Here is a 24,855-nt window from a genome sequence, read left to right on the forward strand (position 1 = left end):
GATGCGATCGGTAGCGCCCCTGCCGTACTCCCCAGACACCAGCCTGACCCTGCTTCGCCCGCTGCTCACCTGGCGCAGGTCCGATCTGGCGCGAATCGTCGAACAAGCCGGGATTTGTGCGGCAGACGATCCCTCGAACCACGATCATGCTTATGAACGCGTCCGCATCCGCGCGGTCATGACGTCAACGAATTCCCTTGATGCCAAAGCCTTTACCACCAGTGCCAGCTACCTTGCCGATGCCGACGCGGCGCTGGAATGGGCTACCGATGTCATTTGGAAAGACGTTGCGCAGGGCAAAAAGGGTTTCACGTGGAACGCTTCTCCTGATCTTCCGTACACCCTGGCTCTGCGCGTTCTGGAGCGCATTCTCGCGGCATTTGGTGTGGCCTTTCCGCGTGGCCCGGAACTCGCCCGCTGGCTTGAAATCCTGCGGGCCGGTGGCGTTTCCACTTTGGGCGGAATCAAGGGCGATGCCCGCGCCGGGCCATGGCGTTTCACACGCGCGCCGGAACGACGCACGGTCCTGCGGGACAGGTCGCCCAAAAACGGATGATGCGTTATATTGCGATTCACCGGGCCGAACCTACATTGGTCCGTGCAGCGCCACACAAGGCGCGAATTCGGAAAGACTTTCGATGAACGACGATCAGCCGCAGGGTAACCCATGGATCAAGAGTCTCCTCGTATGGGGCGGCATTTTCCTTGCGCTGTTGCTGGTGGTCTCGATGTTTGGGCCGCGCGCGGACCAGGCGGCCACGACGATTCCTTATTCGGCCTTCCGCAGCCAGGTCAGCGAAGGTCTCGTCAGGTCGGTGGAGATCGCGCCGGACCGGATCAGTGGTACGCTCAAGAACGGCGGCCAGTTTGCCACCGTTCCGGTGCCGGGCGATTCGGATCTGCCCAAGCTGCTGCAGGACAATGGCGTTCAGTATGCGGGCAAGGCGGCCGAGCAGCCCAACATGCTGATGTATATCCTCGTCAATTCGCTGCCGTTCCTGCTGATTTTGGGTGTTGCGTTCTTCGCGTTGCGCCAGGTGCAGAAGGGTGGCGGTTCCGGCGCGATGGGCTTCGGCAAATCCAAGGCCAAGCTGCTGACCGAGCGTTCGGGCAAGGTCACGTTCGATGACGTTGCCGGAATTGACGAGGCACGCGAAGAGCTGGAGGAAATCGTCGAGTTCCTGCGCGATCCCACGCGCTTTTCGAAGCTTGGCGGCCAGATTCCCAAGGGCGCGCTGCTGGTCGGCAGCCCCGGCACCGGCAAGACCCTGCTCGCCCGCGCGATCGCGGGTGAAGCGGGTGTGCCGTTCTTTACCATCTCCGGTTCGGACTTTGTGGAAATGTTCGTCGGCGTCGGTGCCAGCCGTGTGCGCGATATGTTCGAACAGGCCAAGAAGAATGCGCCGTGCATTGTGTTCATCGACGAAATCGACGCGGTCGGCCGTCACCGTGGCCATGGCCTTGGAAATTCGAACGACGAACGCGAACAGACGCTCAACCAGTTGCTGGTCGAGATGGACGGATTCGAGGCCAATGAAGGCATCATCATCATCGCGGCGACCAACCGCCCCGACGTGCTCGATCCTGCGCTGCTGCGTCCCGGCCGTTTCGACCGTCAGGTGGTGGTGCCGATCCCGGACATCGAAGGCCGCGAAAAGATCCTTTCGGTCCACATGAAGAAGGTGCCGCTGGCGCCAGACGTCAACCCCCGCACCATCGCGCGCGGTACGCCGGGCTTTTCGGGCGCGGATCTTGCCAACCTCGTCAACGAAGCCGCCCTGCTGGCCGCGCGCCGCAACAAGCGTCTTGTCGCGATGCAGGAGTTCGAGGACGCCAAGGACAAGGTGATGATGGGTGCGGAGCGCCGCTCGATGGTGATGACCGACGACGAAAAGAAGATGACCGCCTATCACGAGGCTGGCCACGCGATCGTCTCGGTCAACGAACCGGCGTCCGACCCCATCCACAAGGCCACGATCATCCCGCGCGGTCGCGCGCTGGGCATGGTGATGCGCCTGCCGGAACGCGACAGCTATTCCTATCACCGCGACAAGATGCACGCGAACCTTTCGGTTTCGATGGGCGGGCGCGTGGCCGAAGAATTGATCTTCGGGCATGACAAGGTTTCGTCGGGTGCTTCGTCGGATATCCAGTACGCCACCAGCCTTGCGCGCAACATGGTCACCAAATGGGGCATGTCGGAAAAACTCGGCCCGCTCCAGTACGAAGAATCGCAGGAAGGCTACCTCGGCTACGGCGGTTCGCAGCGCACGATGAATTCGGCGGACACGAACAAGCTGATCGACAGCGAAATCCGCAATCTTGTCGAAGGCGCACACACGCGCGCCACGCAGATCCTCAGGGACAGTGAAGACAAGCTGCACTTGCTGGCACAAGCGCTGCTCGAATATGAAACGCTGACCGGGGACGAGATCAAGACCCTGATCGAAAGCGGCAAGATCGACCGTCCGCAGAATCCCGGCGGCCCGGCTCGCCCGGTCGCTGCGCAGGGTTCGGCAGTGCCGCGCGCTGGCAGGAAGTTCGGCGGATCGGCCAGTCCGCAACCCGCCTGACCGTGAGCCAGTGATGAATGTGCGAGAGGGCGGGGGGGAACTCCCGCCTTCCTGCTTTCCGGCTATCGGCGCGGTGCGGGCGCGAGGCAGCCTGCGTCGATGTCCGCGAGCGTCCGGCAGCCGGTAAGTGCCATCGCCAGCTCGAATTCGGCCATCAGCACTCTCAGGGCGTGGGCCACGCCCAATGCACCGGCGGTTGCCAGCGCGTGAAGGATCGGCCGTCCGATCAACACGGCGTCGGCCCCCAGTGCCTGCGCGCGCAGAACATCGATGCCGCGCCGGACACCGCCGTCCATCAGCACGGGCACCTGCCTTGCCACGGCGTTGGCCACATCAGGCAGCAGATCGATTGCAGCGGGGATGCCGTCCAGCGCCCGCCCGCCGTGATTGGAAACGATGATACCGTCCGCGCCGAAATCGATGGCGCGGCGCGCATCTTCGGGATCGACGATGCCCTTGAGGATGATCGGCAACCGGGTGCGTTCGCGCAGCCAGGCAATCGCCGACCAGTCGGGAATGCTTTCCAGCAATGGCGTGCCGAACAACAGCGTCCCCGGCGCTCCGGCGGCGGGCAGGCGCATCCCGTCGAGGTTCACCGCCCGCACATGCGGTGGCAAGGCAAAGCCTGCGCGCGCCTCGGCATTGCGTACGCCGTTGACCGGGGCGTCCACGGTAATCACCAGCGCGCGGTATCCGGCAGCCTCCGCCCGCGCGACAAGGCCTTCGGTAAAATCGCGGTCCGGCTGGATATAGAGTTGAAACCACAACGGGCCAGCGGCAGCGCTGGCAACGTCTTCCAGCAGCAGGCTCGCCTGTGTGCTGACGACCATGCAGGTTCCGGTTGCCCCGGCGGCCATGACGGTGGCCAGTTCGGCATCGGGATGAGCCAGCGCGTGAAAGGCCGTTGGCGCAATGAGGATCGGCGCGACAAGATCGCATCCGAACAGGTTGAGCGCGGTCGAGGCCCCTTGCATCGAACGCAGTAGGCGCGGGCGCAACGGCAGCCTGGCAAAGGCGGCGATATTTTCGCGCATGGTCCATTCATCGCCCGCGCCGCTATCAAGATAAGCCCAACTGGCAGGCGCGATCCGTTCGCGCGCAAACCGCTCGTAATCGCCAAGCGCCGCGATTTCGGGCGGAATTTGCGTTAGCGGCGGCAACATGGGGGGGTCCTTCCCGGACGGACATTGTGTGACAATTTGCGACCAACTTCCAAGTGAACCAAGCCGCGGCGGCGCCTAGGGATGCGTCGAACGATAATGATTTGCAACATCGGATGGCAAGGGCCGCCGACTTTGCCTGCCATGAATGAGGGAACCATGAAAACTGCGTTGCGGATGATCGCGTTGTGTTCGTCGGTCAGTCTGCCGCTTTCGTCCGCATGGGCGCAGGATCAGGCTGCGCCAACCGGGCAGGCCGATGAGGAAGAGATTGTCGTCGCGGGGCAGCGCCCGCACGGCAGCGTGATGGGCGATGCAGAGCCGGAACTGGCCTTCAACGGCGGTGATATCCGTTCGCTGGGACTCGGTTCGATCAGCGAACTCCTGTCCGAATTGTCGAGCTATCTCATCAGTACGCGCGGCGGCGAGCCAGTGGTCCTGCTCGAAGGGCGGCGCATTTCAAGCTTTCGCGAGATTGCATCGATCCCGGCCGAGGCGATCCAGCGCGCTGAAATCCTCTCCGAAGAAGTGGCTTTGCGCTATGGCTATTCCGCCAGCCAGAAGGTTCTCAACGTCGTGCTGCGCCAGCGGTTTCGCGCTGTCACAGTAGAAGGGCGGGACCGGATCACGACGCAGGGCGACGCCTTTTTCCGGACAGCCGTCAGAAAGTGACCGACGAAACCGGGGCGACACCGTTCGCCTATCTGCCGGCCTATCGCGATCCGCTGGGCCGCACGGTGACCCTCAGCTTGCGCAATCAGTTCTTCTGATCGGCGTGTGCCTTGCCGTAGAGTCGTGTCAGACCCACGGCAAGACGGGTGGCGGGGGGGGGGGGGGCGTGACGGTCATGCGGCCAGGCCGAGCATGAGCACACTGCCTGCCGCAAACGCACCATATAGTACCGACGGGTATCGGGCGCGATGCAGGGTCAGAGCATCGCCTGAAGTGCGGGGCTGAGCCATTCGGTGCCGTCACGCGTTACCAGCCGCGCAACCAGCGCATGCTCTTGCGCCATGGCCTGCGCCTGTGCCGGTGGCATGACGCTGAGCGCTGTGGCCCAGGCGTCGGCTTCCATGCAGGTGCGATGTATTACGGTCACCGAGGTCGTCTCGTGGATGGCAGGGTGCCCGCTTGCCGGATCGAGCGTGTGCGCGCCGCGCAGGTAATCGCCCGATGTGGCGATCGCCAGCTGGTGGAGGGCCACGCGCAAGGGCAATAGCACCAAACCCTGCGGTGCCTCGATGTCCACCCACCACGGATCACCATCGGGGCGCATGCCCCGCCCGACGCATTCGCCCCCCACTTCTACCAGTGCATGGAAAATCCCGCGCCCGGCCAGAGTGTCAGCGACGGCGTCGGCGGCAAACCCCTTGGCAATGCCGGACAGGTCGAGCCACAGCCCGCCCGGCTGGCGCAGCGCGCGACCTTGCGGATCGAAGGCGAGCTTTCGCCAGCCTGAACGGTGCATTGCCTCGGCCAGTTGCGCAGCATCGGGCGGACGGTGTGTCTTGCGCGGACCCAGGCCCCAGGCATCGGTAAGGCGGCCTTGCGCCGGATCGAAAGCGCCGCCCGACATTGCCGCGATGCGCAAAGCACAGGTCATGACATATGCGAAATCAGGGGGCAGGATGATGAGGCTGCCCGCCGCAGCACGATTGAAGCGGCACAAGTGCGAGGCAGGGTCCCAGTGGCTCATCTGGGCCACGATCCGGTCAAGCCTGGTCTGGACAAGGGCGGTCAATGCTGCGCGATCAAGCCCGGTTGTGGTGGGGATGGCAGCGGCGACCTGCCAGGTCGTGCCCATCGCATCGCCTGATGCGGTGACCACCGGCACTTCGGGATCCAAGCCCCGCAGCGCTTCGGCACCGATAATGTCCGGCACCGCAATGCGCGGTGCCGGAGCGGTCTGCTTCACGGAGCGAGCACTTCGAGCGTCGCGGTGTAGGACAGGCGGCGCTTGGTGGCTTTCGGGTGCGAGGGCTTGTCGTCATTCATGCTGGCGTTGAGCCAGTAGAAGCCCGCCCCTGTCCAGTTGACCGTGAGCAATCCCTGCGCATCGGTCCTGAGCTTCTGTGTCTGATCGGCTTCGCGATAGCGGCGGCCGCCGGGAATCACTTCCACTTCAAGCCCCGCTGCGGGCTTGCCATCGACAAGGAAGCGGAACTGCCCAGGTTCGTTCGAGACAAGATCGGTAGGCAGCGTAACCGGCACGAATTCCAGACCCTTGCCTGCGGGCTTGAACAGCGTACCGCCCGGTTCGCCCGCGGTGACGAAGAATTCGTTGCGTCCCATGGTCTCGGTCAGGTCAAGGTCGGTGGCTCCTGCCGGGATTTCATCGACCGTGGCGACGATATGTGCCGGATCGATCCGGGGGCGTCCGCCGGGGCCGCCAGCAGGACCGGCAGGCGGTGCACCGGCGGCGGCAGGAGGCGCGCCCTGCGGTGTTCCCGCAGCAGGCGCAGGACCGCGACGGCGGCCGACCATCCAGCTTTCGCCATTGACCTTGAAGGTTCCTGAAATACCGCTGTTTTCCATGCCGATGCGCCAGGTGCCTGGCTTGTCGATCTTCACGTCGAACGTGGAGCGATAGCGGCCACGGGCAGGGTTCTCGACCTTGCCCATCGTGCCATCGGGTGCCCAGATCCTGATGCTTTCCACCGGCAAAGGCTGATGATTCGCCTCGAAAGGAGCGGTAGACGCGCCCATGTCCACGGTCACGCTCTGGACGGTGTCGGACAGTACGGTGGTAGAGGGGAGCAGCCAGGCATTGTGTGCGCTGGCTGGCGCGGCAAGGCCGACGGCGGCGGCAAGCAGAAGGGACTTGCGGATCATGGTTTGACCTTTCGGTTGAAACTCAGCGGGTCGGTTGAAAATCAGCGGGCGGAAACAACGATGGCGCCCAGTTCGGTCTTGCCGCCGGCCCTGGCCGTGCCGTTGGGCAGGGTGAGCGGGACAGAGACCAGTTCGCGCCCGCCATCTTCGCGCGCTGCTTCAACGAACAGGGTGTAGCTCCCCGGCGCGACATTGGCGGGGATGGCGATGCGGTGTGCGCCGGGTGCGCGGGTGGCGCCGCTTACGCCATTGGCGGGCAGCTTCAGGCTGCGACCGCCCTTGCGCCACCATGTGCGCAGGTCCGCGAGCCATTTCGTGCCCGGTTCGTTGCCGACCTTGTCGACATCGTACCACACTGCCAGCGTGCGCGCCTGTCCGCCGCCCGCAGGTTCGATCCACGCGGCAAGGTAGGGCACGTGGTATTCGGCCACGTTGATGCGCGGGATCGTTACCGTGATCGTCCCGGCAGAGGCTGGTGCAGCGATGACGCTCGCCACCAGAACAAGGCTTTTCTTCATTGCGGAGGTCCTCAGGGTCGGAATTTCAGAAGTGCATGAACGCAAGGATGATGATGAGCGGTACGGCGGTGCCAAGGCCCACCAGTGGCCACGTGGAGGGGCGGTGTCTGGCATGAAGCTGGAGCAGCAACATGCCGGTGAAGGTGAAAACGACGCAGGCCACGGCGAGCACGTCGATCAGCCAGAACCATGCGGTGCCGGTGTTGCGGCCCTTGTGCAGGTCATTGAAAAATGAAACCCACCCGCGATCCGTGCGCTCTGACGTGATCGTCCCGCTGGCACGGTCAATGCTGACCCAGGCATCGCTGCCGGGTCCGGGCACGGCGACATAGACTTCGGTATCGGACCACTCTGCCGGGACGTTGCCCGCATCGACACCGACCAGCGAACGGACTTGCGTTGCCACTTGCAGGGGCAAGGGCGCGTTGTCCGCAGCAGGTGCCCGCGCCAGCAGGCCCCGCAGCGAAGGCGGAAGCGTTGCGCTGCCCGCCACCACTTTCGGGTCTGCCCCGATCGTGGCGGCGTGGTTCAGCGTGATCCCCGTAATGGAAAACACGAACATGCCCGCCAGCGATATCGCCGCGCTGATCCAGTGCCAGGAATGGAGCTGCTTCAGCCAGAACTGCTTTGCCGTGGGTTGGCGGGATCTGGATCTGCTGCGCGCCGGCTGTGCCGCCACAGCATCCGTGCCGTCGCCCGTTGCCGGTGCACTTCCTTGAGCCGTTTCGCGGGGCAGAATGGTTTCGACGATCTTCAATTTATATCCCGGACCACTTTGCGCAACCGCTGACAATGTCCACGCTATCACCTTATTGCGATTGAAAATCAAGAGTGATTAGCCTTGTCTTGGCGGTGGCGCATAAAATCAATGTAGATCAGTGGCATCCGATTGCTTGCTCCCTCCTTGTGCAATTGAATGTGTTTCGCAAAAGACGACGCGACGATTGACATTGCGAGTGACTCGCAATAGCTGACCATCATTACCGCGTCGCAGCGCCTTTCTGCAAATGGGGGAATACATGACAGTTTCGCGATCCATCCCGTCACTCCTGGCCTTGAGCTGCGTTGGCGCGATGAGCTTCACCGGCCCGGCACAGGCGCAGGACGCTGAAGGAAACCAGCGCCTTGGCGGCATGACGGTTACCGATACGGCAATCGAAGAGGGCCAGATCAAGGTCGAAACGGCCGAATCGCCCAAGTACACGCGTCCGCTGCTGGACACGCCCCAGACGATCACGGTCATCAGCAATACGACGATGCGTCAGCAGAACCTGCTGACCCTGCGCGACGCGCTGGCAACCATTCCCGGCATCACATTCGGTGCGGGCGAAGGCGGTGGCGGCTATGGCGACAGCATCAACCTGCGCGGCCAGAGCGCCAATACTGATATCCAGATCGACGGTGTGCGCGACAGCGCGCAATACAACCGTTCGGATACGTTCAACCTCGAACAACTCGAAGTCGTCAACGGCTCGAACTCGGTCTATGCGGGGTCCGGCTCGATCAGCGGCTCGATCAATCTGATCACCAAGCGCCCCAAGGCCGAAACGCTTACCGTGGTCAACGCCGGCATCGGCACCGACGAGTATTATCGCGGAACCATCGACAGCAATGTGCGCCTGTCAGACACTGTTGCCGTGCGTCTCAATGCCATGGTTCATCGCAACGACGTGCCGGCGCGCGATGTTGAAAAGGCCGAACGCTGGGGCGTTGCACCATCCGTCACCTTCGGCATCGGCCAGCCTACCCGCTTCACCGTGCAATACACGCATCAGGAAGATGAAAACACGCCCGTTTACGGCGTACCATACTACGCGGTCTATGGCGGCTTGCTGCCCGGCGCGGATTACAGCGCCTATTACGGTTATCAGGATGTCGACCGGCAGGACCAGACGATCGACATCGTCACCGGCATCTTCGAACACGAATTCAACGACAGGGTATCGGTCCGCAATCTTACCCGCTGGCAGAAGATTCAGGCCGATACGATCGTGAACCCGCCGCAGGGTGCATACTGCCTTGCCGATGGAACGCTCGCCAATGCCACCGGCGCAGCCACGGCCTGCGCGTCGAGCCAGAGCCCAAACACCTACTATCCCTCCGGTCCGCGGGGCACCACGCGCCTGACCGATACGCAGATGATGTATAACCAGCTCGATCTGCGCGCGGTGTTCAATACCGGCGGGATCGAACACACCATGACGCTGGGCGCTGCCTATTCGCAGGAGGATTACTTCCTTTCGAGCGGCAACTCGCTTCGCAACCCAGGCGGTGTCACGCCGAATCCAACGCTCCCGGCGATGAGCATTTCCAACCCGGCGGCCCTCTACGGCGGCCCGGTGAACTTCATCGAGACAGCGCGCCAGACCGGCGATACCCGCAACATCGCGCTGTACCTGTTCGATGCGATCAAGCTGTCGGACATGTTCGAACTGAACGGAGGCATCCGCTGGGAAAACAACCGGGCCAGGTTCCGCGCCGATACCGTTTCTGGCACGGCCGGGGCCACGTTCGGCCAGGTCACCACGGGCGCAGACCAGATCAGTGACGACAACCTGTTCAGCTACCGCATCGGCGCGGTATTCAAGCCTGCCGCCAATGCCAGCCTCTATGCTGCCTATGGCAACAGCAAGACGCCCACGTCCAGCACCGTCCGCACCGGCTGCGGCCTTGCCTCGGCGCAGAACCTGAATCTCGATCCGTGCTCGGTCGCGCCGCAGGAAGCGGTGAATTATGAAATCGGCGGCAAGGTCGATCTTTCAGGCGGCCGCCTGCAGCTTACCGCTGCGCTGTTCCGCAACGAACGCACCAATTACCCGGTCGCCAGCAACGATCCGCTGATCGGCACACTCAACGTGCTCGATGGTCGCAGCCGCGTGGATGGCGTGGCGCTGGGGGCATCGGGCAAGATCACCGACAACTGGACGATCTTCGCCAACTACACCTACCTCGACAGCGAAGTGCTCCAGTCGGTTTCGGACTATTGCCTTGCCAACCCCGGCGCGACGTTTACGCCCACCGGCGGCACGGCCATCACTTGCGCCACGTCCGACGTGCAGGCTGGCAACCCGCTGACGCAGACGCCCAGGCATTCGGGCAGCCTGTTCACCACCTATCAGTTCCCGTTCGGCTTGCAGGTGGGTTATGGCCTGACGTATCAGGGCAGCTTCCTGCTGACCAATGCGACGAACGCCGCCATCTACAAATCGGACGACTGGCTGACGCACCGCGCCTATGTGGCCTGGAACTTTGACAACGGCCTGACGGCGCAGGTCAATGTCCAGAACCTCACCAACAAGAAGTATTTCACCGGCATCCGCAACAATGGCTGGGCCACGCCCGGCGAAGGTCGCTCGGCCGTGTTCAGCCTGAGCTACAGCTTTTGATGGGCGCGTGATTGTCAGACCAGGCTGATCGAGGGGGCCGCGCCGCGCATGTGGCGCGGCCTTCCTGTTTGAGGCTGGCTCGCCTGAGGAGGGCCTGAATATGTCGAACGATGCGGTGGAATTGATGCCGGTCAATTTCGTATAATGCGAATACGTTGCAAATAGCACTTGCTTTTGCCATCGATTCGCAGTTGGAGTGCGGCATGTTTCTGGAACACGAAACCTTCGTTGCGGCCCACTGCCATGACGGAATGCCGGAAGAACCGGCGCGTTCCGCCGTGATTGCGCGGGGGCGCGCCCCTTCCGGCGGTCGTTACGGCGAAGGAAAGACGACCGGGTTCGGCGGGCTGGCCCTGGCCATCGGCGTTCACCTGCTGCTGGTGCCGGTGCTGCTCAGTCTGGGTTATCAGGCAGCGGCAAAGCAGGAAGACACGTTCGTTGCCGTCAACCTGACGCCGCCTGCCGCGCCGCCGCCAGCTTCGCAGCCCGAAACACCCCGCCAGCAACAGCTCGAAACGAAAATACAGCCGCCGCCGATCCAGCTTGCCGTACAAGTGCCGCAACCGCTGGTTCTCGCCATTGCCGACGCAGAACCGCAGATCCAGACGGCCTCCATCACGGCCCCCCCTGCTCCTCCTGCCCCGCCTGCGCCGCCCGCTCCGCCATCGATGGTCAGTTCCGATTCGCTGGGCACACGCATGGTGGCAGGCAGCCCGCCGCGCTATCCGGTGGAAAGCCGCCGCAACAAGGAACAGGGCACGGTCGAACTCCTGCTGATTCTGGGTATCGACGGCGCAGTGGAAACTATCTCTGTCGCCCGCAGCAGCGGTTTTGCACGGCTCGATCACGCGGCGCTTTCCGCCGTGCGGCGCTGGCGCTGGCAGCCGACGACCCGCGACGGCGCGCCGGTCAAGGTCAAGGGAATGGTCGAGATTCCGTTCGTGCTCAAATCCGCCTGACCGCTTCGGATGCTGTTGCAAATCCCTGCTTTGATGGACTTGCAAGAGGTCCGCTCCTTGCGCGCCATCATCGATGCCGGTGACTGGACCGATGGCAATGCCACGTCCGGTCATCAGGCCAGGCTGGTGAAGCACAACCTGCAATTGCCCGAAGATTGCGAAGCCGCGCGTCGGGGCGCGCAGATCGTGCTGGGCTGCCTGTCGCGCAACCCGCTGTTCATTGCCGCTGCCTTGCCGCACCGGATATATCCGCCGATGTTCAACAGCTATTCCGGCGGCCAGACTTATGGCCTGCATGTCGACAACGCCGTGCGCGTCCGGGCGGGCACGGACTGGCGCGTCCGGTCAGACCTGTCGATGACCGTATTCCTCGAAAACCCCGAAGATTACGACGGTGGCGAACTGACCGTGGAGACCCGCTTCGGGGTGCAGACGGTCAAGCTGGCGGCAGGTGATGCGGTGCTTTATCCGTCATCCTCGCTGCACATGGTGCAGCCGGTAACGCGCGGACGCCGCGTGGCGAGCTTCTTCTGGATCCAGTCGATGGTGCGCGACGAAGGGGCGCGGAACAGCCTGCTTGATCTGGACCAGTCGATCCAGACGCTGGCGTCCAGGGTCGGGCAGGACGATCCTTCGATCGTCCGCCTGACCGGGGTTTACCACAACCTGCTGCGCCACTGGACGGAATGCTGATGCAGGGGGATTTCACCGAACATTAACCTTGAACGTGCAGTCCGGTGCGCAACAGGGTACAGGACGGGACGTGTTCACACCTCAAGACCAGATGATGGCCTTTGCCGGTCCAGGCGGCGCGCAGCGCTTCGGCCTGCGAACAGCACCCCTGCGCGCGCCTGTTGCACCCTCACGGCCAGGCCTGCGCCTTCCCGGTATTGCACCGCGCTGGGCCGGTATCGCGCTACATTGGAATGCCGTCCGCACCGGGATCGAGCGCTGGTTTGCCAAACGCGATCTGGTGCCCGATCTGGCCGAGGACATCGGCAGCGCGCGATGGTTTCGCGGCTTCGGCACGATGCTCGCGCTTGGCGCGGCCGCGGTTCTCCTGTGGCCCAGCTTCGCGCCACTCAGCGCTGCGCCGACGACCGTGCTCGACGACGCCGCGCGCGATGAATTGCGTGTCCAGGGATTGCGCCCGCTGGCTTTCGGCGCCGACAACGGCCGCCACATGATTGCGACCGCAGCGGTGATTCCGCTCGCTACCGCGCCGGAGCGACCAAGTATCGATCTTGCCGCCACGCTTGGCACGGGCGACAGTTTCCCGCGCATGCTGCAGCGGGCGGGGCTTGCCAGTGCAGACATCGTCCGCGTGCTCGATCTGGTTACCACACAGGTAAAACCCGGCGCGATTGCAGCCGGCACACGCTTCGCGATCCGGCTTGGTGCGCGCACGTCGCCCGCCCAGCCACGCCCGCTGGAGCAGCTTTCGTTCCGTCCCCGCTTCGATCTTGCGCTGGATATCCGTCGCAGTGGCGGCGGACTGACGCTGGCTTCCAATGCCATCGCCGTCGCTACAGCACCCATGCGCGTTCGCGGCATCGTGGGTGGCAGCCTCTATCGCTCGGCCCGCGCGGCTGGCGCGCCACCTTCCACCGTGCAGGACTATCTGCGCGCAATCGACCAGCACATGGCGTTCGAGGAGATCGCGCCGGGCGATGAATTCGATCTCGTCTATTCCAACCGCCGCGCCACCACGGGCGAACAGCAACCGGGCGACCTTGTTTATGCGGGCATCGTGCGCGCGGGCAAGCCTGTGCTGCAATTGCTGCGCTGGGGCAGCGACGGCGCATTCTATTCGCCGCAGGGCATGGCGCAGGGCGCGCAGGAGACCAGCGGAGCCTTCGGCGCGCCGGTCAACGGGCGGATCACATCGAACTATGGCGCGCGCCGCCATCCGATCCTTGGCTATATGCGGATGCATGCGGGCGTCGATTTCGGCGCAGGCTGGGGCGCACCGATCTATGCGACCACGGATGGGCGCGTGTCATTTGCCGGATGGCATGGCGGCCATGGCAATTACGTGCGGCTGGATCATGGCGGCGGCATCGGCACCGGATACGGGCACATGAGCCGGATTGCGGTCAGCCCCGGCATGGCGGTGCGGCGCGGGCAGGTGATCGGCTATGTCGGCTCGACCGGGCTTTCGACCGGCCCGCATCTGCATTACGAGATGTATCGCAATGGCCAGACGGTGAACCCGCTGTCGATTGGGGCGATCACCCGCCGCGCTGAAGTCGATCCCGTACAACTGGCAGCGTTCCGTTCGAAGCTTGCGCAGATTACGGCACTCAAGGCCAATACCGCGATCCGGTGATTGCGAGTGCGGTTTGCAGGCGCTAGGCCATCGGTCATGTCCAGCTTTCCCCATACCCGCCTGCGCCGCACCCGTTCCACGTCGTGGAGCCGGGCGATGCACCGCGAAGTGCTCGTTACGCCCGCAGACCTGATCTGGCCGCTGTTCGTCACCGAAGGGCAAGGCGTCGAAGACCCCATCGCCTCGTTGCCGGGCGTCTCGCGCTGGTCGGTCGATGGCATCGTCGCCCGCGCGAAAGAAGCGGTATCGCTTGGCATTCCTTGCCTGGCGCTGTTTCCCAATACCCAGGCCGACCGTCGCAGTACGGATGGAGCCGAAGCGCTCAATCCCGATAACCTGATGTGCCGCGCCATCCGCGCGATCAAGCAGGCCTGCGGCGATGACATCGGGGTGCTGACCGATGTTGCGCTCGATCCCTATACCAGCCACGGGCAGGATGGGCTGATCGACGAAGCGGGCTATGTGCTGAACGATGCCACGGTCGAAGTGCTGGTCGGCCAGAGCCTGAATCAGGCCGCCGCCGGGGCGGACATCATCGCCCCGTCCGACATGATGGACGGTCGCATTGCGGCGATCCGCGAGGCGCTGGAGGGTGAGGGCCACGTCAACGTCCAGATCATGGCCTATGCCGCCAAATATGCCTCGGCATTCTATGGCCCGTTCCGCGACGCAGTGGGATCACGCGGGTTGCTGAAAGGCGACAAGAAGACCTACCAGATGGACCCTGCCAACGCCGAAGAAGCGCTGCGCGAGGTCGAGATGGACCTGGCCGAGGGCGCTGACAGCGTGATGGTCAAGCCGGGCCTGCCATACCTCGATATCGCGATACGGGTGAAGCAGGCGTTCGGGGTGCCGGTATTCGCCTATCAGGTAAGCGGCGAATACGCGATGATCGAAGCAGCGGTGGCGGCGGGTGCGGCGGATCGCGATGCCATGGTGCTGGAAACGCTGGTGGCATTCAAGCGCGCGGGCTGTTCGGGTGTGCTCACATACCATGCCGCGCATGCCGCCCGCCTGCTGGGCGCGTGAGGACGAATCGCATGCATCCTGATGTTTCGATCATCACGTTGAACGGCAAGGCTCCGCGCATTCACGAATCCGCGTTCATCGCGCCGGGGTGCCGGATCATCGGCGATGTCGAGATCGGGCCGGACGTTTCCATCTGGTATAACTGCGTGATCCGGGCTGATGTGAACTTCATCCGTATCGGCGCGCGCAGCAATGTGCAGGATGGGTCGGTCATTCATTGCGACAGCGCCAATCCAAAGCATCCGGCGGGCTTTCCCACGATTCTGGGTGAGGACGTGCTGGTGGGCCATCTGGCGATGGTGCACGGCTGCGTGATCGAGGATCGCGGCTTCATCGGTCTTGGTGCCATCGTGATGAGCGGCGCCGTGATCGAGAGCGACGGCATGCTGGCGGCGGGTGCAATGCTGACCAGCGGAAAGCGCATCGGCGCGCGCCAGTTGTGGGGCGGGCGCCCTGCGGCCTACATGCGGGACCTGACCGATGCTGCACTGGAAGACATGCAGCAAGGTGTGCAGCATTACGTGCACAACGGGCGCGCGCACAAGGCGGCGGTTCTTGGCGCGCCCGAAGCCTGATCTTCCTGCCGTGGCAGAATTGCGCGCGCTGATCGATCGCGATGGGCGGCTGGCGGTGCGGGTAACGCCCGGCGCGCGCAGCGAGGGTGTCGATATCGTCGATGGACGTGTGCTGGTGAAAGTGCGGTCGAAGCCGGAAGATGGCAAGGCAAGCGCTGCCGTTCTTGGGCTTCTGGCACAGGCGCTCGGCGTCGCGCCATCGAAAGTGGAAATGTTGCGCGGCGCAACTTCGCGCGAAAAGCTGTTCAGGATTCCGCCGGGAGCCTGAAGGCGACCGCGATCATTGCTGCACAATATGCCGCTGCCAGCCACAGGCAGCCCATGGGCAGGCGGTCTTGCAGGAACGCGCCCATTATCGCACCGGCCAACAATCCACCCCATAATCCCGCCCATGATGTCCAGCCGCTGTTGGGCTGGCCTGCCAATGCGTTGGCAAGACCCTGTCCCAGCTTGACCAGTGCGCCGGTCATATAAGTCAGCCCGACGGTTACTTCACCGCCACGCTGGAAGGTGTTGTTGAGCGCGCCCATCGCCACGACCATGCCGCCGAGCATCAGGATCGGCAGGCCAAGCAAGCGTCCGGTTGCTGCGGCCAGCAGCATCAGCGCCACCAATGCCAGAACCGCGGGCTTGCGCCAAGGACCGGCCCCGCGCGAAAGCAGCGCGCCGCCCGTAACGCCGCAAAGAAACCCTGCGATGAGCACCGCGGGCATCATCGCTCGGACAGGGTCGGTGCCGAGCGAGACGCCGAGCCGTGTCGAATTGCCCGACATGAACGACACGAAATAGCCGTCCGCTGACAGGAACCCGACCGCATCGACGAATCCGGCGAGCGCCGCCAGCGCGATGGCAAAGCGGCGGCGCTGGCGGTCGTAGTGGATCATGCGAAAAGGATTACCCGATGCAGATCAGATACCAAACGCAATATCCGTTCGTATCCGGCCAAGCGCAGGGACCGCGAAGGCGCAGTATCAATCCCGCGCCATGCCCCTGGCCATTTGCACCAGCACATCGGACAGCGCCTTGGCGATTTCTGCATCGGCCGGGGCCACATCGGCAATCGCGCGTTGCATGGCATCGGCCCACTGGCGGGCGGTTTCGCGCGTGATCGGGAAGGGCTTGTGCATCGACATCATGCACTTGCCAGGATTTGCATCGAACCACTGGCGCGGGCCGCCTGCCCATCCGGCAAGGAAATTCGGCAGCGATTCGCGCATCGGCGAAAGATCCGGCGCGTGCATCGCCCGCAATGCCGCATACGACGCGTCCTGATCCATCAGATCATAGAAACGGTCCGTGATCTGGCGCAGGATGGCAATCCCGCCAATGCGTTCATATGGCGAGGCAGCAGGCGCTTCGGCAGTATCGGTAGTCAAGGCATTGCTCCGGCGGTGGGATCGGGAGCCTTGTGCCTAGACGCGAATCAGGCGAGATGATTTGACCCCGGTCAATCCCGCCCCGGCACCGCCTTTGCAGCCAGTGCGGTCGCAATTCCGCCGCACACTGCGCCGATGGCGATATTGGTTACGACAGCATCCCACTGCCTGTAGCGCGTCCATTCGCTGCCCGTGCGGATCGATGTCCATGCCAGTTTGCCCAGTAACGCCGCGGGCAAGGCGAGGATGAGGTTGCCCATTGTCGTTCTCTCCCTGCAATTTACCGCATAACCTTTGCCATCGGCCAGCGGTTCCCGTCAGGGCACGACAAGCGCTTTCAATGTTTCAAGCCGGTCTGCCTCGTGCGCGGGTTTGTCTGCGCGAATGCGGCTGATCCGGGGAAAGCGCATGGCTACGCCAGATTTGTGGCGCTTGCTGGCATGGACCGAATCGAACGCGACTTCGAGCACCAGCGACTTGTCCGTCTCGCGCACCGGGCCAAACCTGGCCACGGTGTTCTGCCGAACGTGCCGGTCGAGCCATTTCAGTTCTTCGTCAGTGAAGCCGAAATAGGCCTTGCCCACCGGCAGCAGTTCCGCACCCTCATCGGGATCGCCGTTCCAGCAGCCGAAGGTGAAATCCGAATAGAACGACGAGCGTTTGCCTGACCCGCGTTGTGCATACATCAACACGCAATCGATCAGCAGCGGATCGCGCTTCCACTTGTACCACAGTCCGGTCCGTCTGCCCGCCACATAAGGACTGTCGCGCCGCTTCAGCATCACGCCCTCAATGGCATCGTCGCGCGCGCGGGCACGGATTTCGGCAAGCTGCTCGAAATCCCGCGCCTCGATCACCTGGGAAAGGTCGAACCGCTCTGGATCAAGCTGCGGCACCAGAGCTTCCAGCCGGGTGCGGCGCTGCTCCCACGCCCATTCGCGCACATCCTCGGCGCCATCGATCAGCACGTCGTAGAGGCGGACGAACGCCGGAAAATCGCGGAGCATGGCCTTTGATACGGTCTTGCGTCCCAGCCGCTGCTGCAATGCGTTGAAACTGGCTGCCCCACCCTCCTCGCCACCTTGATGCATGCCGCGTACCAGCAGTTCGCCATCGAGCACACCGGGCGCGGTCATCGCGGCGGTCACTTCCGGGAAGGTGGCGGAAATGTCGTCGCCGCTGCGGGAATAGACCCGCGTTTCGCCCGCCACATGGACGATCTGCACACGGATGCCGTCCCACTTCCATTCCGCAGCATAGTCGGCAAGATCCACACTTGCCGCCTCCAGCGGGTGCGCCAGCATGAACGGTCGGAACAGCGGCAGAAGATCGGTGCGCGGCGGCGGCGCATCATTTGCTGCCCATGCGAACAGCGGCAGGTAGGGCGGCGATTGCCCGTGCCAGTACTCCTCCACATCCTCCACGCGGACGCCAAACGCCTGTGCGAACGCCACTTTGGCAAGGCGCGCGGAAATGCCGATACGCATCGCTCCTGTCGCCAGCTTGAGCAACGCGTAACGGCCGTTGACGTCGAGCCGGTCGAGCAATTCGCCGAGAATGCCCGGTGCGGTGGCGCGAGTGGTGGCGTGCAGGGTTTCGACCACCTCGGCCACCGTGGGGGCTGGAAGCGTTGCGCCCAGCGGTTCCGGCCAGAGCAGGCTGGCGGTTTCGGCTGTATCGCCCACGTAATCGCGGCTCAACGTCCACAGCACCGGATCGACGCGCGCGGCCATCAGTGCGCGGATGGTGCCGGCCTTGACGGCGGGGAAGTCCAGTCCATCGGTCAGCGCCGCCAGTGCCCAGCCCCGGTCCGGGTCAGGCGTATCGCGCAGATAGGTGGCCAGCAGCGCGAGCTTGGCGTTGCGTGAAGGCGTGAGCACGAGCGCATCGAGCAGGGCGGCAAAGCGCTTCATCAGGCGGGCACCCGAAGCGCGCAGCCTTCGACAGGGGGGGTAGGAACCAGGGACAAGGCCCGCTCATGCCGGGCCTGTCGATGCACCCGCGCTGTCGTGGCCAAAGCCTCAATCATCCTCATCTTCATATCCCACCAGCGCCAGCGCCCTGGCCTTGCGCTGCGTGAGTTCGCACCAGCGCAGCAGGGCCTCCTCGCGGCCATGCGTGATCCACGTTTCGGCGGGTTTCACTTGCGCTATCGTCGCGGTCAATTCGTCCCAGTCGGCATGATCGGAAATGATCAGCGGCAGTTCGACATTGCGCTGGCGGGCGCGCTGCCGCACCCGCATCCAGCCCGATGCCATGGCGGTGACGGGGTCGGGCAGGCGACGGCTCCAGCGGTCATTGAGTGCGGACGGCGGGCACACCACGATAGCGTTTTCCAGTGCGCCTTTCGGCACACCCGCCACCGCTTTCAGATCGCCAAGGTCGACGCCATGATCTTCGTACAACCGGCACATCCGCTCCATTGCGCCGTGCAGCCAGATCGTGTCGGAGTATCCTGCGGCGCGCAGTTCAGCGATCACCCGCTGCGCCTTGCCCAGCGCATAGGCCCCTACCAGAACGCAGCGTCCCGCATCGTTCTCGCGCGCAGCAAGCAGTTTGGCCATTTCTTCGGCAATCGGCGGATGCCTGAATACGGGAAGGCCAAATGTCGCCTCGGTCACGAATACATCGCAGGGCGTCACTTCGAACGGCGGGCAGGTGGGGTCCGCTCGGCGCTTGTAATCGCCGGTCACGATCACGCGCTCACCGGCGTGTTCGAGCAGGATCTGCGCGGAGCCGAGGACGTGGCCTGCGGGGACATAGGTGGCGCACACCCCGCCTTTCAGCGTAACCGTCTCGCCATAGGCCACGGGCTGCGCGCCCGATTCCTGTACACCATAGCGCAGCGCCATGATCGCCAGCGTTTCGGGCGTGGCGACGGTGAGGCCGTGTCCACCGCGCGCGTGATCGGCGTGGCCGTGAGTGACCAGCGCGGTGTCCACCGGGCTCGCCGGATCGATCCACGCGTCGGCAGGGACAACGTGAAGCCCGAAGGGTTCGGGTTTCAGCCAGGAGAAGGGCGGTGCCATCGTTCGGACAATGGCCGGATGCCCTGCGCGGTTCCAGTGCCCTTCATGCCGTGAAGTTGCGCGGCGCAACTTTGGTCGCCACAATAAATAGGCGGTTGTGTCGCTTGCAACCACGGGCGCAGCACACCCTCCCCGCTGCGACTAATTTCGCCTGACGGCTCAATAAGTCTCGCTCCCCTCCGTAAAGGGAGGGGCGGGGGGTGGGTTTACGACCGCTGTATTTGCAAACAACATAATCACCAAGAAAAAGGCCCACCCTTGGGGCAGGCCTTGATCTTTTGCGGCTTGGCGGAAGCTTATTCGGCTTCGTCGGTGTTCGGCTCTTCCGTTGCGGCGGAACCGGCCTTGCCCTTCCTGGCCTTTTTCTTGACCAGCTTGGGCGCGGCCGGGGTCAGTTCGAAGGAGAGGGCATCTTCCTTCAGGCTGACGTGGACTTCGCCGCCATTGGCCAGCTTGCCGAACAGCAGTTCCTCGGCCAGCGGCTTCTTCACCTTGTCCTGAATCAGCCGGGCCATCGGCCTTGCGCCATAGAGCTTGTCATAGCCCTTGCGCGCCAGCCATGCCCGCGCATCCGCATCGAACTGGATGTGGACGTTCTGATCGGCCAGTTGCAGTTCGAGCTGGAGCACGAACTTGTCGACCACGCGGCTGACCACTTCGGGCACCAGATAGGCAAACGGCACGATCGCATCGAGGCGGTTGCGGAATTCGGGGGTGAACATCTTCTTCACCGCTTCATCGCCCGCATCGGCCTTCGAAACATCGCCAAAGCCGATGCCCTGCCGCGCCATGTCCGATGCGCCCGCATTCGTGGTCATGATCAGCACCACGTTGCGGAAATCGACCGTCTTGCCGTGGTGGTCGGTCAGCCGCCCGTTGTCCATCACCTGCAGCAGGATGTTGAACAGGTCGGGGTGCGCCTTTTCGATTTCATCAAGCAACAGCACGCAATGCGGCTGCTGATCGATGGCATCGGTGAGGAGGCCGCCCTGATCGAACCCGACATAGCCCGGAGGCGCACCGATCAGTCGGCTGACCGAGTGGCGCTCCATATATTCGGACATGTCGAAGCGTTGCAGCGGGATGCCCATGATCTGGGCAAGGCTGCGCGCGACTTCGGTCTTGCCGACGCCGGTCGGACCGCTGAACAGGAACGAGCCGATGGGCTTGTCGGCATCGCGAAGCCCTGCACGGCTGAGCTTCATCGCGCTGGACAGCACCTCGATGGCCTTGTCCTGCCCGAACACGAGCCGCTTGAGATCGCGCTCAAGATGTTCGAGCACCTTCTTGTCGTCGCTCGACACCGATTTGGGCGGGATTCGCGCCATCGTGGCGATCACCTGTTCGATCTCGCGCGCGGTGATCGTCTTCTTGCGCTTGTTCGGCGGCACCAGCATCTGCATCGCGCCCACTTCGTCGATCACGTCGATCGCCTTGTCGGGCAGCTTGCGGTCATTGATGTAGCGCGCCGAAAGCTCGACCGCTGTCTTGATCGCATCGGGGGTGTACTTGACCTTGTGATGGTCCTCGAATGCGGTGCGCAGACCTTTGAGGATCTTGATCGTATCCTCGATCGTCGGTTCATTCACGTCGATCTTCTGGAACCGGCGCAGCAGGGCGCGGTCCTTTTCGAAGTGATTGCGGAATTCCTTGTACGTGGTCGAACCGATGCAGCGAATCGTCCCGCCCGAAAGCGCGGGCTTGAGCAGGTTCGATGCATCCATCGCGCCGCCGCTGGTGGCGCCGGCCCCGATCACGGTGTGAATCTCGTCGATGAACAGCACCGCGTGCGGCATCTTTTCGAGTTCCGAGACGACCTGCTTGAGGCGTTCTTCGAAGTCACCGCGATAGCGCGTTCCGGCCAGGAGGCTGCCCATGTCGAGCGAATAGATCACCGCTTCGGACAGCACTTCGGGCACTTCGCCTTCGACGATCTTGCGCGCAAGACCTTCGGCGATAGCGGTCTTGCCCACGCCCGGATCGCCCACGTAGAGCGGGTTGTTCTTCGAACGGCGGCACAGGATCTGGATCGTGCGATCCACTTCTGGACCACGGCCGATCAGCGGATCGACCTTGCCGCTCAGCGCTTTCTCGTTGAGATTTACGCAAAACTGGTCAAGCGCGGTTTCCTTCTTCTGGCCCTTGGCATCAGTCTTTTCTTCCTGCTGCTTGGGCGCCTCTTCCTCCGCGCCCTTGGCAGTCCGGCCATCGGCCTGGCGACCGCCCTTGCCGATGCCGTGACTGATGAAGCTGACCGCATCCAGCCGACTCATGTCCTGCTGCTGGAGGAAATAGACCGCGTAGGAATCGCGTTCGGAAAACAGCGCGACCAGTACGTTGGCCCCGGTCACGGTGTCCTTGCCCGATGACTGCACGTGCAGGATGGCGCGCTGGATTACCCGCTGGAACCCGGCAGTCGGCTGTGGATCGGCCTTTTCCTGCGTCTTGAGCGACTGGTATTCCTGATCGAGGTACTGGCGCACCACATCGCCGAGGTCCCCCAGATCAACGCCGCAAGCCTGCATGACTTGCGCCGCATCGGCATCGTCGATCAGCGCCAGCAGCAGATGCTCCAGCGTCGCGTACTCGTGGCTGCGCTCGGACGCGTTGGCGAGCGCGGTATGCAGCGTTTTTTCGAGGCTCTGTGCGAAACTGGGCATAGGTCTACTTTCTGGCTTGCGCCGGTGGGTTCCCTCTGCAGGCCGGCGAGAACCCGCAAAGAGAGAGTGCACGAGCGTGATTAACCGGGGCTAAACCACGCCTGGGTGCGATAACAGATGCCTGCAAGAAACCGGATTCTGGCCGGACAGGGGCAATGATTGCAATATGGGATGGCCGCCCGGCAAAAGGAAGGGCGGCGCGCGTCAACTTGTGGTGCCTGAAGGGGAAGGCGTTCGAAAGAGGGCGTCGGCAGCCACGCGGTGCGCGCTGGCCTTGTCGCGATGGGCCACGGTCCGGGCGATTTCCAGTTCGAGCAGGCGGATGCGCTCGTTCAGTTCCTGATGCGAAAACGGGTCGAGCACCTCGCTTGCCAGCTGGCTGGCCAGATCGCCTTTCGGGCGGGGGCGCTCGTCGAAGTCCATTGACCCGTCTTTCTCCTTCGCAGTGCACAATGTGCCTGTCCGTGGCTTGCTGTCAACGCCTTGCGTAGGCTAGCGATGCTGAATTGGTATTCGATGAAACATGAGGCTGCCGTGATGACCGCCATTCCCGCGACGATGACGGCCATGGGCTGGGACGTGCCGGGAGGTCCAGAAGTGCTGCGGCCGCAGAGCGTGGCGGTGCCGCAACCGGGACCGGGACAGGTTCTGGTGAAGGTCGCCTATGCCGGGGTCAATCGCCCCGATGTGATCCAGCGGCAGGGGTTCTATCCGCCGCCCGCCGATGCCTCGCCACTGCCAGGTCTGGAGATTGCCGGGCAGGTGGTGGCGATGGGCGAGGGCGTGATCGTGCCCTTCATCGGGCAGAGCGTCTGCGCGCTGGTGGCGGGCGGGGGCTACGCCGAATATTGCCTTGCCGAAGCCGCGCAATGTTTCGACGCGGGCGATATTCCTTTGGCGGAAGCCGCGGCGATTCCCGAAACGCTGTTCACCGTTTGGCACAACGTGTTCGAGCGCGGCATGGTCGCTGGCGGGGAGACGATTCTCGTCCATGGCGGCACCAGCGGCATCGGTTCGATGGCGATTCTCCTGGGCAAGCTGTTCGACGTGACCGTCATCGCCACGTGTGGCGGGGCCGAGAAATGCGCGCAGGCGCTGGAAATCGGCGCGGCCCATGCGATCGATTACAAGACTGCCGATTTCGTCGAGGAAGTGGCCCGGATCACGGAAGGCAAGGGCGTGGAGATGGTGCTCGACATGGTCGCGGGAGATTATGTTGCGCGCAATCTCAAATGTCTGGCCGACGATGGCCGCCATGTGACGATCGCGGTGCAGGGCGGTGTGCGCGCGGAAATCAACATGGCCGAAGTCATGCGTCGCCGCCTGACGCTGACCGGATCGACGCTGCGCCCGCGCTCGAAAGCGTTCAAGGCCGCACTGGCGGAGGAAATCCGCGAAACCGTGTGGCCGATCATCGCTGCGGGAGAACTGCGCCCGGTCATGGACCAGTGCTTCCCCCTTGCCGAAGCTGCTGCCGCACACACCCGGATGGAGCAGGGTGCCCACGTCGGCAAGATCGTGCTGAAAGTGGGCTGATACGAAAAAGGCCGCCCGGTGTGGGGCGGCCATTTTCATTAGTAAGCATAAGACCCGCGAATCAGCTGTCTGACAGCCCTTCGGCGCGGCGGGCGGCGAGCCATGCCGCAGCTTCGGCTTCCTGCGCGGCTTCCGAAGCAGCCTTGGTGTGGGCCTGACGTTCGGCGCGCAGTTCCTCGATCAGGGCGTCGCGGTCAGTGCCGAGACGGATCGCGGCTTCGCCGTTGTCTTCAAAGCCTGCCTTCTTCGCGGCCTTGGCCACCAGCGCATCGAGTTCGCGCTGCGAACACAGACCCAGCGTGACCGGGTCTTTCGGATTGATGTTGCTGATGTTCCAGTGGCTGCGATCGCGGATCGCGGCGATGGTGGTGCGGGTGGTGCCGATCAGCTTGCCGATCTGTGCGTCCGACACTTCGGGGTGATTGCGCAGGATCCACGCGATGCCATCGGGCTTGTCCTGCCGCTTCGATACGGGGGTATAGCGCGGGCCTTTGGTGCGGCTGACCGAGATCGGCGCACGCTGCATCTTCAGCTTGTATTCGGGGTTGGCCTGGCCCTTGTCGATTTCGGCCTGGTTGAGTTCGCCCGAATGGAGCGGATCGCGCCCGGTATACTTCTGCCCGGCGAGATCGTCGGCCATGGCCTGCACTTCAAGGATGTGCAGTCCGCAGAATTCCGAAATCTGCTCGAAAGTCAGCGCGGTATTGTCGACGAGCCACGACGCGGTCGCATGCGGCATCAGCGGATACGTGGGCTGGGTGCTCACGGCGGTCTCCCGGAAAGGGCACACGCAAAGGCGTGCCGAAAAGGCGGATACAATAAGGGCCGCCCCTTGCGGAGCGGCCTTGCTTGTAGCCGATGTAGGACAGGACCGCCGAATCAGCAAGTCTTGA

At 63.6% G+C, this 24,855-nt stretch carries 24 protein-coding genes; 11 read left to right on the forward strand and 13 right to left on the reverse strand.

Annotated features, from left to right (window positions below):
• Positions 1–556, forward strand: a 556-nt coding sequence (locus LUA85_RS00005; protein WP_305799981.1) for an ATP-binding protein, incomplete at its 5' end; no start/stop codon positions are given.
• Between the two features lie 82 nt (positions 557–638).
• Positions 639–2,573, forward strand: a complete 1,935-nt coding sequence (gene ftsH / locus LUA85_RS00010) for an ATP-dependent zinc metalloprotease FtsH (protein ID WP_231466273.1) — start codon at positions 639–641, stop codon at positions 2,571–2,573.
• 62 nt (positions 2,574–2,635) lie between these two features.
• Here the strand turns inward: ftsH and LUA85_RS00015 are convergent, their stop codons facing one another.
• Positions 2,636–3,736 carry an alpha-hydroxy acid oxidase gene (locus LUA85_RS00015; protein WP_231466274.1) on the reverse strand — a complete coding sequence of 367 codons (1,101 nt, stop codon included), beginning with the start codon at positions 3,734–3,736 and terminating at the stop codon, positions 2,636–2,638.
• A gap of 156 nt (positions 3,737–3,892) precedes the next feature.
• Here LUA85_RS00015 and LUA85_RS00020 point away from each other — a divergent pair, with 156 nt between their 5' ends.
• Positions 3,893–4,405, forward strand: coding sequence for a hypothetical protein (locus tag LUA85_RS00020; protein WP_231466275.1), 513 nt, complete (start codon positions 3,893–3,895; stop codon positions 4,403–4,405).
• A 256-nt stretch (positions 4,406–4,661) separates the two neighbouring features.
• On the opposite strand, the gene LUA85_RS00025 is transcribed toward LUA85_RS00020, so the two are convergent.
• The 4 genes from LUA85_RS00025 to LUA85_RS00040 are packed head-to-tail and all read right to left on the reverse strand — an operon-like array spanning position 4,662 to position 7,762.
• The gene (locus LUA85_RS00025) at positions 4,662–5,648 is read right to left on the reverse strand and encodes an FAD:protein FMN transferase (protein WP_231466276.1); all 987 of its coding nucleotides are present in this window, start codon (positions 5,646–5,648) and stop codon (positions 4,662–4,664) included.
• Positions 5,645–6,565 carry a DUF4198 domain-containing protein gene (locus LUA85_RS00030; protein WP_231466277.1) on the reverse strand — a complete coding sequence of 307 codons (921 nt, stop codon included), beginning with the start codon at positions 6,563–6,565 and terminating at the stop codon, positions 5,645–5,647. The genes LUA85_RS00025 and LUA85_RS00030 overlap by 4 nt, the downstream gene beginning before the upstream one ends.
• 41 nt (positions 6,566–6,606) lie before the next feature.
• Positions 6,607–7,083, reverse strand: coding sequence for a DUF2271 domain-containing protein (locus LUA85_RS00035; RefSeq protein WP_231466278.1), 477 nt, complete (start codon positions 7,081–7,083; stop codon positions 6,607–6,609).
• Positions 7,084–7,108: 25 nt separating this feature from the next.
• Positions 7,109–7,762 (reverse strand): PepSY-associated TM helix domain-containing protein, encoded by a 654-nt coding sequence (locus LUA85_RS00040; protein WP_231471715.1) that lies wholly within the window; start codon positions 7,760–7,762, stop codon positions 7,109–7,111.
• A 340-nt stretch (positions 7,763–8,102) separates the two neighbouring features.
• On the opposite strand from LUA85_RS00040, the gene LUA85_RS00045 reads away from it, so the two are divergent.
• The 7 genes from LUA85_RS00045 (at position 8,103) to LUA85_RS00075 (ending at position 15,629) form a co-directional block, all read left to right on the forward strand.
• A complete protein-coding gene (locus tag LUA85_RS00045; RefSeq protein ID WP_231466279.1) occupies positions 8,103–10,469 on the forward strand; it encodes a TonB-dependent siderophore receptor in 2,367 nt (788 codons plus the stop codon).
• 203 nt (positions 10,470–10,672) lie between these two features.
• Positions 10,673–11,428: an energy transducer TonB gene (locus tag LUA85_RS00050; protein WP_231466280.1), complete on the forward strand. Its 756-nt coding sequence runs from the start codon at positions 10,673–10,675 to the stop codon at positions 11,426–11,428.
• Between the two features lie 9 nt (positions 11,429–11,437).
• The gene (locus tag LUA85_RS00055) at positions 11,438–12,121 is read left to right on the forward strand and encodes a Fe2+-dependent dioxygenase (RefSeq protein WP_231466281.1); all 684 of its coding nucleotides are present in this window, start codon (positions 11,438–11,440) and stop codon (positions 12,119–12,121) included.
• Positions 12,122–12,191: 70 nt separating this feature from the next.
• Positions 12,192–13,757, forward strand: coding sequence for a M23 family metallopeptidase (locus LUA85_RS00060; protein WP_231466282.1), 1,566 nt, complete (start codon positions 12,192–12,194; stop codon positions 13,755–13,757).
• 36 nt (positions 13,758–13,793) lie between these two features.
• Complete coding sequence (gene hemB / locus LUA85_RS00065) at positions 13,794–14,786, forward strand: porphobilinogen synthase (RefSeq protein ID WP_231466283.1); 993 nt, start codon at positions 13,794–13,796, stop codon at positions 14,784–14,786.
• An 11-nt stretch (positions 14,787–14,797) separates the two neighbouring features.
• Positions 14,798–15,361, forward strand: coding sequence for a gamma carbonic anhydrase family protein (locus LUA85_RS00070; RefSeq protein WP_231466284.1), 564 nt, complete (start codon positions 14,798–14,800; stop codon positions 15,359–15,361).
• Positions 15,342–15,629: a DUF167 domain-containing protein gene (locus LUA85_RS00075; protein WP_231466285.1), complete on the forward strand. Its 288-nt coding sequence runs from the start codon at positions 15,342–15,344 to the stop codon at positions 15,627–15,629. Before LUA85_RS00070 ends, LUA85_RS00075 begins: the two co-directional genes overlap by 20 nt.
• Here the strand turns inward: LUA85_RS00075 and LUA85_RS00080 are convergent.
• From LUA85_RS00080 to LUA85_RS00110, 7 genes are all read right to left on the reverse strand, one after another.
• On the reverse strand, positions 15,607–16,245 hold the full coding sequence (locus tag LUA85_RS00080; RefSeq protein ID WP_231466286.1) for a YoaK family protein: 639 nt from the start codon (positions 16,243–16,245) through the stop codon (positions 15,607–15,609). The genes LUA85_RS00075 and LUA85_RS00080 overlap by 23 nt on opposite strands.
• An 87-nt stretch (positions 16,246–16,332) precedes the next feature.
• Complete coding sequence (locus tag LUA85_RS00085) at positions 16,333–16,737, reverse strand: group II truncated hemoglobin (RefSeq protein WP_231466287.1); 405 nt, start codon at positions 16,735–16,737, stop codon at positions 16,333–16,335.
• Between the two features lie 71 nt (positions 16,738–16,808).
• The gene (locus LUA85_RS00090; protein ID WP_231466288.1) at positions 16,809–16,997 is read right to left on the reverse strand and encodes a hypothetical protein; all 189 of its coding nucleotides are present in this window, start codon (positions 16,995–16,997) and stop codon (positions 16,809–16,811) included.
• A 57-nt stretch (positions 16,998–17,054) separates the two neighbouring features.
• Complete coding sequence (locus LUA85_RS00095) at positions 17,055–18,650, reverse strand: cisplatin damage response ATP-dependent DNA ligase (protein WP_231466289.1); 1,596 nt, start codon at positions 18,648–18,650, stop codon at positions 17,055–17,057.
• Between the two features lie 108 nt (positions 18,651–18,758).
• Entirely contained in the window at positions 18,759–19,766 is a 1,008-nt protein-coding gene (locus tag LUA85_RS00100) for a ligase-associated DNA damage response exonuclease (protein WP_231466290.1), read from the reverse strand.
• Between the two features lie 296 nt (positions 19,767–20,062).
• Entirely contained in the window at positions 20,063–22,426 is a 2,364-nt protein-coding gene (gene clpA, locus LUA85_RS00105) for an ATP-dependent Clp protease ATP-binding subunit ClpA (RefSeq protein WP_231466291.1), read from the reverse strand.
• 204 nt (positions 22,427–22,630) lie between these two features.
• Positions 22,631–22,849, reverse strand: a complete 219-nt coding sequence (locus LUA85_RS00110; protein WP_231466292.1) for a DUF1192 domain-containing protein — start codon at positions 22,847–22,849, stop codon at positions 22,631–22,633.
• A 93-nt stretch (positions 22,850–22,942) separates the two neighbouring features.
• Here LUA85_RS00110 and LUA85_RS00115 point away from each other — a divergent pair, with 93 nt between their 5' ends.
• Complete coding sequence (locus LUA85_RS00115; protein WP_231466293.1) at positions 22,943–23,962, forward strand: NAD(P)H-quinone oxidoreductase; 1,020 nt, start codon at positions 22,943–22,945, stop codon at positions 23,960–23,962.
• A gap of 61 nt (positions 23,963–24,023) precedes the next feature.
• Here the strand turns inward: LUA85_RS00115 and LUA85_RS00120 are convergent, their stop codons facing one another.
• Positions 24,024–24,728, reverse strand: coding sequence for a DUF1013 domain-containing protein (locus tag LUA85_RS00120; protein ID WP_231466294.1), 705 nt, complete (start codon positions 24,726–24,728; stop codon positions 24,024–24,026).
• Between the last annotated feature and the right edge of the window lie 127 nt (positions 24,729–24,855).

This window comes from Novosphingobium sp. CECT 9465, from assembly GCF_920987055.1.
In the GTDB taxonomy this organism is placed as follows: Bacteria; Pseudomonadota; Alphaproteobacteria; order Sphingomonadales; family Sphingomonadaceae; genus Novosphingobium.